Genomic DNA, 12,217 nt, shown 5'->3' with positions numbered 1-12,217 from the left:
GCATTGTGCAACCAGTTCGCACGCTAGCCCATCCGCTTGTAGACTGCAATCAGTTTGGCGTGGCGGAGGGGTTTCGACGTGGCGGAGCGCCGTTCGGGCTGTCCGATCAACCTTGCGGTGGAGGTCCTCGGTGACCGCTGGTCGCTGGTGGTCGTCCGGGACATGATGTTCGGCAACCGCCGGCACTTCCGCGAGTTGCTGACCGGCTCCCAGGAGGGGATCGCCTCGAACATCCTCGCCGACCGGCTGCACCGGCTCGTCGCGCACGGTCTGGTCTCCCGCGCACCCGACCCCACCCACCGGCAGAAGGTCGTCTACTCGCTCACCGAACCCGCCATCCAGCTCGTACCGGTGCTCGCGCACCTCGGCGCGTGGGGCCGGCGCCACCTGCCGGTCAGCCGGGAGCTGGCCGTCCGGGCGGAGTTGCTGGAGCGTGGCGGCCCCGAGCTGTGGGACCGGTTCATGGACGAGCTCCGGGAGCAGCACCTCGGTGTCTCCCGGCCGCCCGGCGCCGGGTCGGTGTTCGCCGAGTTGCGCGCGGCGTACGAGGCCGAGCTGGCCCGGGAGTGAGGTCCCGCGGCGTCCGCCCGCGTGCCGGCCTCGCCGTCGGCGCCCCACCGTGACCGCTGGTGCCCTCCCGCATACTGATCCGATGCGCGAAGAGGATGTCGTCGCCTTCGTCGGCGCACTGCCCGGTGTCGAGCTGCTCACCGCCGGCCCGGAGACAGGTGCCCCCGAGGTGGCGTGGGGGGACCACTTCTTCTACTACGACCCCGAACGGGTCCTGCCCGCCGACCGTCGGATGCCGTTCGCGACGATCGTGGTGAAGGACTACCCGGGCTTCGACACCGCTTCGGACCTCGACCGGGACGGCGTTTTCCGGGTGAACGTGGCCGTCGGCCGGCAGGTCTTCGAGGACCTGTTCGGCTACCCGCCGGCCGCGCAGGCGGAGCACCACGGCGACCACGACTACGCCGCCCTCGACCGGATGCTGCCCCATCCGCTCTACGCGACGCAGGGTTGGATCTCGGTGCTCAACCCGGCCCCGACCACCGCCGGGCAGCTCCGGGACCTGCTCACCGGGGCGCACGCCCGGGCCGCCGCCCGGTACCGCCGCCCGACCGGCTGAGCGGTACGGGGACCGATCCGGCCGGTACGGGTCCGGAGCCCGGACGTCCGGGGCCGGGTCAGGCCGGGAGCCGGAGGTCCGGACCGGTGGATCCGGGCGGCTCCGGCGCGTCGTCGACGACGACGGTCGGCTCGTGGCTGACCGGGAAGCTCACCGAGTTGGCGATGAAGCAGACGGCATGCGCCTGTTCGTGCAGGGCGAGCGCGCTGGTCCGCATCTCGGTCGTGGCGACCCGGACGACCGGCCGCAGCACCACCGAGGTGAAGTGCCCGCCGTCGCCCTGCTGCGCCATGGTGCCGCGCGCCCGGTCGACGTACCCGGTGACGACCACGCCCTGCCGGGCGCAGAGCGCCAGGTACGACAGCATGTGGCACTGCGCGAGCGCGGCGACCAGCAGCTGTTCCGGGTTCCACCGGCCCGGATCGCCCCGGAACGCGGGATCGGCGCTGCCGCCGATGGCCGCCGGGCCGTCGGCGGTCACCTCGTGGTCGCGGTCGTAGTCGCGGTAGCCGCTGGTGCCGGTGCCCCGGTCGCCGGTCCAGCTGACCACCGTCTCGTACTCGTGCAGCCTCGTCATGCCGCGATTCTGCCGATCCGGCCCGCATCCAGCCAGAGCCGGATCAGGTCGCGGCGCAGTGCCGGGTCGGGACGGCCCGGACGGTCGCGTGGCCGTGACAGCCGCCGGGTGCGGGGTCGACGGTGACGGGCCGGCTCAGCGCGGCGCGGCGAGCAGGACGGCGAGGCGCTCGGCCACCCCGGGCGCGTGCAGGTGCAGCCGGGCCACGTTGACCGCGTCCTCGCCGACCACGGCGAGCAGCGCCTGGCTGTCGACGGCGTAGACGCTGAGGTAGCCGGTGGCGTTGCGGACGGTCGACTGCCGGAACGGTCCCTGCCGGAGGCTCAGACCGACCTGCCGGCCCAGACCGAAGGTGCTGGCGGCGAGGGCGGCCAGGTCGTCCGGACTCGATCCGCCGGGCATGGTGTGGGTGATGAGCAGCCCGTCGACCCCGCCCAGGACGCAACCGGTCACACCCGGGATCTGGAGCCGCAGCTCGGCCAGTTCGGTGTTGATCGCCGCGTACGGCAGGGACCGGCTGCCGGCCAGCGACGGGACGTGACGTTCCGGCGGTGGCGGTGGGCCGGCCGGTCGGACCCGGCGGGGAAGGGCTGTCTCGCCCGGGACGGGGGCGCTCACAGCTCCAGGCTCTCCTCGATGTTGCGCAACTGGTGCCGGGCGAGAGCCAGGTTGGCCCGGCTCTTGCTGAGCATCAGGTAGAGGAACAGGCCCTTGCCGTGGCGGCCGGTCAACGGCCGGATCAGGTGGTACTGCGTGCCGAGCGTGATGAGGACGTCCTCGATCTCGTCGTTGAGCTTCAGCATCTCGATGGTGCGCATCTTGGCGCGGACCACGTCGGTGTTGCCGGCTGCGGCGACCGTCAGGTCCAGCTCGGCGGTGCCCCCCGCGACGCCGAGCGTCATGCCGCTGGTGTAGTCCACCACGGCGACACCGATGGCGCCCTCGATCTGCATCGCGTTCTTCAGGGCGACGTCAAGGTTCGCCACGAACTTCCCCCAGTCAGCGAGATGGCGCCGCTGCCGACAGGTACGGTGCCAGGGACGGATGCCCGGGTCGGCGCAACGCCTTGTGGAACGTTGCAACGAGGCTCGCACATCGCCCAGGTCAGCGCACCTCGACAACGGCCCAACCATTCGACCAGCCGTCGGGAGCACACCACTTACCAGCGAGAACCTGCCGTCCGGTGGATGGCTCCGGCGCGTGGTCGTCTGTTAGGGGCCGTGGGTGACCCGTCCGGGTGCCGTACCGGTGTTCTTCGCCGTTTCGCCTCCTGCCGCTGGAAGCACGTCTACTGTGGATGACATCGGCGGCTACGCATGATCCGGTGGCGGCCGGTGGCGCCCGGGTGCACAGTGATGTCATGAGTGACAGCGGACGCGGAAGCTACTACTGGTGCCTGCGACACCATCGGGTCGAGACCGAGGCCGACAAGTGCCCGGCCAAGTTCGTGCTCGGTCCGTATCCGTCGGCAGCCGACGCCGAGAACGCCCTGGAGCGGGTGCAGGAGCGGAACGAGGCGTGGGAGGCCGAGGACGCCCGCTGGGCCGGGGAGGACAGATGAACGACGCGGGACACCCCGCGTCGAGGAACTCCGGGCTCCGGACGGAGCCTCGCGAGCGCATGTCCCCGAGGAGGGAGACGAGATGGCCGACGCACGCAGGGCCGCCACCCGCCCGGCCACCGCCCGGACCACCGCCAGGAAGACCGCCGCGGCGGAGCGGAACACCGCTGCCAGCAGCACGACCCCGGTCCGGAAGTCCACCACGGCGGCCCGCCGTGGCACGGCGGGCGAGGTGACGGCGACCCGTGCCACCACCGCCCGGCGGACCGGCCCGGTCGCCCGGCAGGCACCCGCCGGTGCCGTCGCCAACACGAACCGCACGAGCGTCACCGGTCCGGGTCCGGCCCGAAAGACCTCGGGCGGTACGGGATCCGCCGGCTCGCGTACCGCCGCCCGGAGATCGGCCGGCCCGGACACCGCCGCCCGGAGCGCCGGTACGTCGGCGCGCGGGAACGCCACCACGGGAGCCGGTACGGCGCGGAAGGCTGCCACCGGAGGGACCACGAAGGCGGCTCCGACCGCCCGGCCGACCACGGCGGCGGCGAAGCGGACCGCCACCACCGCGCCGAAGAAGGCAAGCACGGCGAAGAAGGCGACCGCGCCGAGGAAGACGGCGGTGGCGAAGAAGACCAGCGCCCCGAAGAAGACGGCGACGGTGGCGAAGAAGGCAACCGCGCCCAAGAAGACGACGGTGGCGAAGAAGACCAGCGCCCCGAAGAAGACGACGGCGGCGACGAAGACGACCACGGCGGCGAAGCGGACCGCTACCGGCGCGGCGAAGAAGGCCACGGCGGTGACGAAGACCGCCACGGCGGCGAAGCGGACCGTCTCGGCCGCGACCGGCCGCGCCGCCGCGACCGGCCGGAAGGCGACCACCGCGAAGCGCACCGCCGCCACCACGGCCCGGAAGGCGACGACGGCGACCCGCCCGGCGGCCCGGAAGGCGACCACGGCCACCCAGGCCCCGGTCCGCGCGGCCGCCTCGCGGCGACCGGCGTCCACCACGTCGACCGCGAAGCAGGCGCCGTCCCGCACCGCCGCCGCGTCGGCCGCCGCCCGGCGCGAGGCCCGGACCAGCACGTCGACCGCCACCACGAAGCGGACCACCTCGGCCCGCAAGACCGCCGGCCGGAAGGTGGCCGCAGGACGGTCGACGGTCAAGCCGGCGGGCGCCGCTCCGGCCCGAGCCCGCCGGGCCACCGGTCCGGCCGACTGACCCGGGTACGCACGCCGCGCCGTCCACCGGGCGGGCGGCCTCCCGAGCGGAACCGCCCGTGCGCTGCCAGGATGGGTGCCGTGGTCATCCGACGTGTGCTGGCACCCCGCATCGACTTCGGCGCGCTCCGGCGGGAACTGGGGTTGCCCGACCGCTTCCCACCCGAGGCGCAGCAGGAGGCGGACGAGGCGGCGGCGCGTCCCCTGCCGGCGCTCGCCGACCGGACCGACGTCCCGCTGGTCACCCTCGACCCGGCCACCTCCCGCGACCTGGACCAGGCGATGTGCCTGACCCGGCGACCGGGCGGCGGCTACCAGGTGCGCTACGCCATCGCCGACGTCGCCACCCACGTCCGCCCCGGCGGGGCGCTGGAGGCGGAGACCTGGCGGCGCGGACAGACCGTCTACCTGCCCGACGGCAACGTGCCGCTGCACCCGGAGACGCTCAGCGAGGGCGCGGCGAGCCTGCTGCCCGACGTCGAGCGGGCGGCCGTGCTCTGGACCATCGACCTGGACGCCGACGCGGCGACCGTCGGCGTCCACCTGGAACGGGCCCGGGTCCGCAGCCGCGCCAAGCTCGACTACCGGGGCGTGCAGGCCGACGCCGACGCCGGCCGGCTGGCCGAGCCGATCGCCCTCCTGCCGGAACTGGGTGCCCTGCTGACCGCGCGCGGTCTCCGGCGCGGGGCGGTCAACCTGCCCCTGCCCGAGCAGGACGTGGAACCCGACGGCGACGGCTGGCGGCTGGTGCTGCGCGGACCGGTGCCGATGGAGGACCACAACGCGCAGATCTCCCTGCTGACCGGGATGGCCGCCGCCGACCTCATGCTTGCCGGCCGGATCGGACTGCTGCGGACGATGCCCGCCGCGAAACCGGAGGCGGTGGCCCGGTTGCGGGCCGCCGCCGCCCCGCTCGGGGTGGACTGGCCGGACGGGATGCCGGTCGGCGACGTCATCGCCCGGCTCGACCCGGCCCGGCCCCGGGCGGCGGCCTTCGTCGACCAGGCCGCCGAGCTGATGCGCGGGGCCGCGTACACGGCCTTCGACGGCGAGGCGCCGGCCGAGCCGGGGCACGGCGGGGTGGCCGCCGCGTACGCCCACGTCACCGCGCCGCTGCGGAGGCTCGCCGACCGGTACGCCACCGAGGTCTGCCTCGCCCTGTACGAGGACCGGCCGGTGCCGGAGTGGGCGCGGGCGGCGCTGCCGAAGCTCCCCGAGACGATGGCGGCCACCGACCGGACCGCCGGGGCGGCCACCCGGGGCGCGATCGAGCTCGCCGAGGCGGTGCTGCTCGCCGACCGGGTGGGGGAGACGTTCGAGGCGGCGGTGCTGGACGTGGACGCCCCTGCCACCCGTCCGGGCCGGCAGCCCGGCGGGACGGTGGCGCTGGACTCGCCGCCGGTGCGGGCCCGCTGCACCGGTGAGCTGCCGCTGGGCGAACGGATCACCGTCCGTCTGGTGACCGCCGATCCGGCGGCCCGCCGGGTGGCCTTCGCCCGCGCCTGACCGGTTGCGGAGTTTCTCACCGCCGAAGGCTCTGCCGCCCGCGCGGGACCGTTTGCGAGGATGAGCCCATGGCATACGACGCGAGCGCGCTGCCCGACGTGTCCGGGCTGACCGTGGGCATCATCGGCGGCACCGGCGACCAGGGACGGGGGCTCGCCTACCGGTTCGCCCGGGCCGGGCAGACCGTGCTGATCGGCTCCCGGTCCGCCGAGCGCGCCGAGGAGGCCGCGCGGGAGATCGCCGCGTTGCCCGGGGTGGCCGCCGCCACCGTCGCCGGGGCCGGCAACGAGGAGGTGGCCCGGCGCAGCGACGTGGTGATCGTGGCGGTGCCCTGGGACGGGCACGCCGCCACCGTGGCCGCCCTGGCCGGACCGCTCGCCGGCAAGATCGTCGTCGACTGCGTGAACCCGCTCGGCTTCGACAAGCAGGGCCCGTACGCGCTGACCGTCGAGGAGGGCAGCGCCGTCCAGCAGGCCGCCGCGCTGCTGCCCGAGTCCCGGGTGTGCGCCGCGTTCAACCACGTCAGCGCGCCCCTGCTCGCCGACCCGGAGATCGACCGGATCCAGCTCGACGTGCTCGTCTGCACCGAGGACCGGGACGCCGCCGCCGTGGTCGCCGCGCTGGCCGCCCGGATCCCCGGCATGCGGGGCATCTACGCCGGCCGGCTGCGTAACGCCCACCAGATCGAGGCGTTCACCGCCAACCTGATCGCCATCAACAAGCGGTACAAGGCGCACGCCGGCATCCGGGTCACCGACCTGTGAGCCGGTGACGCCGGTACCCGGGTGGCAGCGGGCCGACGAGGAGGCCGTTCTCGTCGAGCGCGTTGAAGACGACGAGCACCGTGTCGCCGAGGTCGACGCCGAGCGCCACGGTCCCGTTCGCCAGGTCACCCGGGTCGCCGTGCCACTCCAGCAGTTCGACGCCGGTGACCGGGCGACCGACCAGGCCGGCCAGCTCGGGCAGCGGCTCCGGACGCCAGACGATCGGGACGTCGTCCATACCGGGCCACCGGACGGCACGTGCCGGGTCGACGGTGTTCCAGGAGACCGTCACCTCGTCGAACTTCCAGTGGTTGACCTCGACCTGTTCACCGGCGAAGTCCAGCAGCACCGGGCAGTCGGCAAACCAGGAGTCGTCGGACAGGTCCCAGGCCAGCCACACCCAGGTCAGCGTGCGGCCGGTCAACGCGGCCAGCCGTGCCCCGTGCGCGGCGGCGACGGCCGTACGCCCGCTCAGCCACCGCGCCCGGTAGCCCGGGATCCCGAAGTCGTCGTCCACCCGCCGATTGTGGCCGTCGGCGACGGCCACCGCTCCCGGGCACCGCGAGCCGCGGCGGTCGGGCCGGGAGGCACCCGGCCCGACCCGTACCTCAGAAGGTGTGCTCGGCGGCCGGGAACTCCCCGGCGCGGACCTCGTCGGCGAAGCGGTGCGTGGCGTCGGTCAGGACGCCGGCCAGGTCGGCGTAGCGCTTGACGAAACGGGGAGCCTTCCCGCCACGGAGGCCGGCCATGTCCTGCCAGACCAGCACCTGCGCGTTGGTCTCCGGACCGGCGCCGATGCCGACGGTCGGGATGGTCAGCGCGCCGGTCACCCGCTTGGCGACCTCACCGGGCACCATCTCCAGCACCACCGCGAAGGCGCCCGCCTCGGCCACCGCCCGCGCGTCGGCCAGCACCTCCTCGGCGGCCTCACCGCGTCCCTGCACCCGGTAACCGCCGATGGTGTGCTCCCGCTGCGGGGTGAAACCGACGTGCGCCATCACCGGGATGCCCGCCCCGGTGATCGCCTCGATCTGGGGGGCGCAACGCCGGCCGCCCTCCAGCTTCACCGCGTGGCAGCCACCCTCCTTCATGAACCGCACCGCCGTGCGCAGCGCCTGCGTCGGCCCCTCCTCGTACGAGCCGAAGGGCAGGTCGGCCACGACCAGGGTGTGCCGGGTGGCCCGGACCACCGCCCGGACCAGGGACAGCATCTCGTCGACGGTGACCGGGAGGGTGGTCTCGTGGCCGAAGACGTTGTTCGCCGCCGAGTCGCCGACCAGCAGCACCGGGATGCCCGCCTGGTCGAAGATCGCGGCGGTGTACTGGTCGTACGCGGTCAGCATCGGCCACCGCTCGCCGCGCTCCTTGGCGGCCAGCAGGTCCCGGGTGCGTACCCGCCGGGTCGCCGGCCCGCCGTAGAGCGCCGTCACCTCGTGGGGACCGGGGTCGCCGGTGGGCACGGCGCCGCTCACTGCTTCGGACATGTCCGCTCCTCTCGCCTCGAGGCCGCCCTCGCGGTCCCCGGGCCACCCGCATCGTCGCACCGCCCGAGGGCGACCCGGCAGAGCGCAGTGGAGGAATTCACAGCCCGTGTTCGCGCCACCGGTTCGTGATCGGCAGTCGCCGGTCCCGGCCGAACGCCTTCATGGAGATCTTCGTGCCCGGCGCGGACTGCCGACGCTTGTACTCGGCGGTATCCACCATCCGCAGCACCCGGTCGATCACCGCCGGGTCGTGACCCGCCTCGACCAGCCCCTCCCGGCCCAGGTCGCCGTCGACGTAGCCGATCAGGATCGGGTCGAGCACCGTGTAGTCGGGCAGGGTGTCGCTGTCGAGCTGGCCGGGGCTCAGCTCGGCGCTCGGCGGCTTGCCGATCGAGTTCTCCGGGATCGGCGGCGTCTCGCCCCGGCTGGCCGCGTCCGCGTTGCGCCACTTCGCCAGCCGCCAGATCAGCGTCTTCCAGACGTCCTTGACCGGGTTGTAGCCGCCCACCGAGTCGCCGTAGAGGGTGGAGTAGCCGACCGCCAGCTCGCTCTTGTTGCCGGTGGTCAGGACCAGGTGCCCCTCCTGGTTCGACAGGGCCATGAGGATCACCCCACGGACCCGGGCCTGGAGGTTCTCCACGCTCACCCCGGAGAGCGACATGTTCGCCAGGAAGGTGTCCACCATCGGCTGGATCGGCTCGACGCGGTAGTCCAGCCCGGTCCGCTTGGCCAGCTCCGCCGCGTCCTCCCGGGAGTGCTCGGAGGAGTGCTGGCTGGGCAGGGAGACCCCGACCACCCGCTGCGGGCCGAGCGCGTCGACCGCGAGGGCCGCCACCACCGCCGAGTCGATGCCGCCGGAGAGCCCGAGCACCACCGAGGGGAACCTGTTCTTGTCGACGTAGTCGCGCAGCCCCAGCACCAGGGCCTGCCACACCTCGGCCTCGTCGGCGACCGGCTCGACGAGGCCACCGACCGCCGGCGGTCCGGCGGGCGCGGGCCCGGCGTCGCTGATCCGGGTGCGGGCGACCCGCATCCCGTCGGCCAGCTCCCCGGACTCCGGCGTGCCGGACTCCGGCGCGGCCGGCAGGTCGAGGTCGTGCACCATCAGGTGCTCGACGAACTGCGGGGCGCGGGCGAGCAGCGTGCCGTCGGCGGCCACCACCATCGAGTCGCCCTCGAAGACCAGCTCGTCCTGGCCGCCGACCATGTTGACGTACGCGATGGCCGCGCCGGCCTCGACGGCCCGGCGGCCGACCAGCGGCAGCCGGATGTCGTCCTTGTTCAGCTCGTACGGCGAGCCGTTGATGGTGACCACCAGGCCCACCCCGGCCTGCCGGGCCACCGCGAACGGCCCGCCGGCCTGCCAGAGGTCCTCGCAGATGGTCAGCGCCACGTCCACGCCGTCGACCCGGACCACGGTGAGCGTGTCCCCGCCGACGAAGTAGCGGTCCTCGTCGAAGACGCCGTAGTTGGGCAGGTGGTGCTTGAAGTAGGTGGCCACCACCGTGCCCCCGTGCAGCACCGCGGCGGCGTTGCGTGCCCCCCGGCCCGGTTCGGCGTCCGCGCTGACCTGCGGCGGCCCGTCCGCGTCCAGGTAACCGACCACGACCGGCAGGTCACCGAGGCCGTCGGCGGCCAGGTCGGCGGCGAGGGAGCGCAGCGCGGCCCGGGACGCGGCCACGAACGAGCGACGGAAGACCAGGTCCTCGACCGGGTAGCCGGTCAGCACCATCTCCGGGAAGGCGACGAGGCGGGCGCCGGCGTCCGCCGCCCGGCGGGTCCACCGGCGGACCAGCTCGGCGTTGCCGGCCAGATCGCCGACCGTCGGGTTGACCTGGGCGAGAGCGAGGCGCAGGGTGGGCATGTCCTCATCTTGCCCCAGCCGGCCGGAGCCGGCGCGGCGGGCGGCCCGGGTGGGGCGTCGCCCGTCGGCGAGCCCGTCCGGAGCGGCGCAGCGGGGTGGGACACCCGGGACGTCGCGCCCGGTGGTCGCGTAACGTCGGCGTAACGAGGCCGGTGAACACTGGTCGGTCAGGCCGTCCCGGGGTAGTCCGACGACGGGCGTGCGACGTGCGAGGGGTGGAAGTGGACCGTCAGCAGGAGTTCGTCCTCCGTACGCTGGAGGAGCGGGACATCCGTTTCGTCCGGTTGTGGTTCACCGACGTGCTCGGCACGCTCAAGAGCGTCTCCGTCGCGCCCGCCGAACTGGAAGCCGCCTTCGAGGAGGGCATCGGCTTCGACGGCTCGGCGATCGAGGGCTTCGCCCGGGTCTTCGAGTCCGACATGGTGGCCATGCCCGACCCGACCACCTTCCAGGTCTTCCCCTTCGAGGGCGGGGTCAGCGGCGAGAGCGCCCGGATGTTCTGCGACATCCTCCTGCCCGACGGCAGCCCGTCCTGGGCCGACCCCCGGCACGTGCTGCGCCGGATGCTCTCCAAGGCCGCCGACCGGGGCTTCACCTTCTACACCCACCCCGAGATCGAGTTCTTCCTGCTGGAGAACGGCCCGCAGGACGGCTCGGTGCCGGTCCCGGTCGACACCGGCGGCTACTTCGAGCACACCACCCACGCGGTGGCCCGGGACTTCCGCCGGCAGGCGGTGCTCGCCCTGGAGCGGATCGGCATCTCGGTGGAGTTCAGCCACCACGAGGTCGCCCCCGGCCAGCAGGAGATCGACCTGCGGTACGCCGACGCGCTGACCACCGCCGACAACATCATGACCTTCCGGCACGTGGTCAAGGAGGTGGCGCTCTCCACCGGCGTGCAGGCCAGCTTCATGCCGAAGCCCTTCACCGACCAGCCGGGCAGCGGCATGCACACCCACCTGTCGCTGTTCGAGGGGGAGCGCAACGTCTTCCACGACGCGGAAGACCCGATGAAGCTCTCCAAGGTGGCGAAGTCCTTCATCGCGGGGCTGCTCACCCACGCCCGGGAGTACACCGCGGTGACCAACCAGTGGGTCAACTCGTACAAGCGGCTCTTCCCGCAGGCGCTGCCGGACCGGATCACCGAGAGCCCGGCGTACGTCTGCTGGGGGCACCTCAACCGGTCCGCGCTGGTCCGCGTGCCCGCGTACGGCAAGCCGAACTCGGCCCGGGTCGAGGTCCGCTCGCTGGACTCGGCGACCAACCCGTACCTCGCCTTCGCGGTGATGCTCGGCGCCGGGCTCAAGGGCATCGAGGAGGGCTACGAGCTGCCGGCCGGAGCCGAGGACGACGTCTGGTCGCTGTCCAGCGCCGAGCGCCGGGCGATGGGCTACGAGTCGCTGCCGGAGAACCTGGCCGAGGCGATCGACGTGATGTCCGGTTCGGAGCTGGTCGCCGAGGTGCTCGGGGAGCACGTCTTCGACTTCTTCCTCCGGAACAAGCGCGCCGAGTGGGAGCAGTACCGCCGCGAGGTCACCCCCTACGAGCGGCAACGCTACCTCTCCCTCTGACCCGGTTGCGGCCTGCCGCTATCGTCTCGACCACGTTGCCGGCGTCCCCTGACCGGCACACCTTGTGGGAGGCAGTCGGTGCTGGAGGACCTCTTCACCGGAGCGATGCAGAGCATCGTGTTCGGAATCGTCGGTGTCGTGTTGATGGCGGCCGGTTTCGGCCTGGTCGACGTGCTCACCCCGGGCAAGCTCCGGGATCTCATCTGGGTCCGGCGCAACGGCAACGCCGCGTTGCTGCTCGCCGCGAACCAGCTCGGTATCGCCGCGATCGTGTTCACCGCGATCTTCACCAGCTACGACGACTTCGCCAAGGGGCTCGCCTCGACGGCGGTCTTCGGGGTGGTCGGCCTGGTCATCATGGCGCTGGCGTTCTTCGTGCTCGACCTGCTGACCCCGGGCAAGCTCGGTGAGATCATCTGCGCCGACGAGCCGCACCCGGCGGGCAAGGTCAGCGCGGCCACCCACTTCGGGGCCGCGTTGATCGTCTGCGCCTGCATCGCCTGACCCGTCCCCCCGGGACCCGCCCGCCCGACCCGCCCGTCACCC

Annotated in this window: 13 protein-coding genes; 6 read left to right on the top strand and 7 right to left on the bottom strand. The window is 73.4% G+C overall.

Annotated elements, in window-relative coordinates:
* Nucleotides 1-78: 78 nt before the first annotated feature.
* On the top strand, nucleotides 79-570 hold the full coding sequence (locus tag QSK20_RS02440) for a winged helix-turn-helix transcriptional regulator (RefSeq protein ID WP_285786879.1): 492 nt from the start codon (nucleotides 79-81) through the stop codon (nucleotides 568-570).
* Between the two features lie 82 nt (nucleotides 571-652).
* Nucleotides 653-1,129 (top strand): DUF6194 family protein, encoded by a 477-nt coding sequence (locus tag QSK20_RS02435; protein WP_285786878.1) that lies wholly within the window; start codon nucleotides 653-655, stop codon nucleotides 1,127-1,129.
* A gap of 58 nt (nucleotides 1,130-1,187) precedes the next feature.
* Here QSK20_RS02435 and QSK20_RS02430 read toward each other — a convergent pair whose 3' ends face one another.
* The 4 genes from QSK20_RS02430 to QSK20_RS02415 all read right to left on the bottom strand — a co-directional run bounded on the left by QSK20_RS02430 (nucleotide 1,188) and on the right by QSK20_RS02415 (nucleotide 4,428).
* Nucleotides 1,188-1,706, bottom strand: a complete 519-nt coding sequence (locus QSK20_RS02430) for an OsmC family protein (protein WP_285786877.1) — start codon at nucleotides 1,704-1,706, stop codon at nucleotides 1,188-1,190.
* Between the two features lie 135 nt (nucleotides 1,707-1,841).
* Nucleotides 1,842-2,324, bottom strand: a complete 483-nt coding sequence (locus QSK20_RS02425; protein ID WP_285786876.1) for a roadblock/LC7 domain-containing protein — start codon at nucleotides 2,322-2,324, stop codon at nucleotides 1,842-1,844.
* Entirely contained in the window at nucleotides 2,321-2,692 is a 372-nt protein-coding gene (locus QSK20_RS02420) for a hypothetical protein (protein WP_285786875.1), read from the bottom strand. Before QSK20_RS02420 ends, QSK20_RS02425 begins: the two co-directional genes overlap by 4 nt.
* A gap of 302 nt (nucleotides 2,693-2,994) precedes the next feature.
* On the bottom strand, nucleotides 2,995-4,428 hold the full coding sequence (locus QSK20_RS02415; RefSeq protein WP_285786874.1) for a hypothetical protein: 1,434 nt from the start codon (nucleotides 4,426-4,428) through the stop codon (nucleotides 2,995-2,997).
* Between the two features lie 135 nt (nucleotides 4,429-4,563).
* Here QSK20_RS02415 and QSK20_RS02410 point away from each other — a divergent pair, with 135 nt between their 5' ends.
* Together QSK20_RS02410 and npdG are read left to right on the top strand one after the other, a co-directional pair.
* Complete coding sequence (locus QSK20_RS02410) at nucleotides 4,564-5,988, top strand: RNB domain-containing ribonuclease (RefSeq protein WP_285786873.1); 1,425 nt, start codon at nucleotides 4,564-4,566, stop codon at nucleotides 5,986-5,988.
* A gap of 68 nt (nucleotides 5,989-6,056) precedes the next feature.
* Complete coding sequence (gene npdG, locus QSK20_RS02405) at nucleotides 6,057-6,752, top strand: NADPH-dependent F420 reductase (protein ID WP_285786872.1); 696 nt, start codon at nucleotides 6,057-6,059, stop codon at nucleotides 6,750-6,752.
* On the opposite strand, the gene QSK20_RS02400 is transcribed toward npdG, so the two are convergent.
* The 3 genes from QSK20_RS02400 to QSK20_RS02390 form a co-directional block, all read right to left on the bottom strand.
* Nucleotides 6,739-7,269, bottom strand: coding sequence for a hypothetical protein (locus QSK20_RS02400; RefSeq protein ID WP_285786871.1), 531 nt, complete (start codon nucleotides 7,267-7,269; stop codon nucleotides 6,739-6,741). The two genes, npdG and QSK20_RS02400, sit on opposite strands and share 14 nt — an antisense overlap.
* 91 nt (nucleotides 7,270-7,360) lie before the next feature.
* Nucleotides 7,361-8,236, bottom strand: coding sequence for a 3-methyl-2-oxobutanoate hydroxymethyltransferase (gene panB / locus QSK20_RS02395; RefSeq protein ID WP_285786870.1), 876 nt, complete (start codon nucleotides 8,234-8,236; stop codon nucleotides 7,361-7,363).
* A gap of 97 nt (nucleotides 8,237-8,333) precedes the next feature.
* A complete protein-coding gene (locus tag QSK20_RS02390; protein ID WP_285786869.1) occupies nucleotides 8,334-10,100 on the bottom strand; it encodes an NAD+ synthase in 1,767 nt (588 codons plus the stop codon).
* A gap of 221 nt (nucleotides 10,101-10,321) precedes the next feature.
* Between QSK20_RS02390 and glnA the strand changes: the two genes are divergently transcribed.
* A complete protein-coding gene (gene glnA, locus QSK20_RS02385; RefSeq protein ID WP_088982775.1) occupies nucleotides 10,322-11,671 on the top strand; it encodes a type I glutamate--ammonia ligase in 1,350 nt (449 codons plus the stop codon).
* A 78-nt stretch (nucleotides 11,672-11,749) separates the two neighbouring features.
* Nucleotides 11,750-12,175 carry a DUF350 domain-containing protein gene (locus QSK20_RS02380; protein WP_285786868.1) on the top strand — a complete coding sequence of 142 codons (426 nt, stop codon included), beginning with the start codon at nucleotides 11,750-11,752 and terminating at the stop codon, nucleotides 12,173-12,175.
* Nucleotides 12,176-12,217: the final 42 nt, after the last annotated feature.

Origin of the sequence: Micromonospora sp. NBRC 101691 (genome assembly GCF_030269285.1) — a bacterium.
In the GTDB taxonomy this organism is placed as follows: domain Bacteria; phylum Actinomycetota; class Actinomycetes; order Mycobacteriales; family Micromonosporaceae; genus Micromonospora; species Micromonospora echinospora.
The sequence above is the reverse complement of the archived record's forward strand: the minus strand, read 5'-3'. Positions and strand labels throughout refer to the sequence as shown.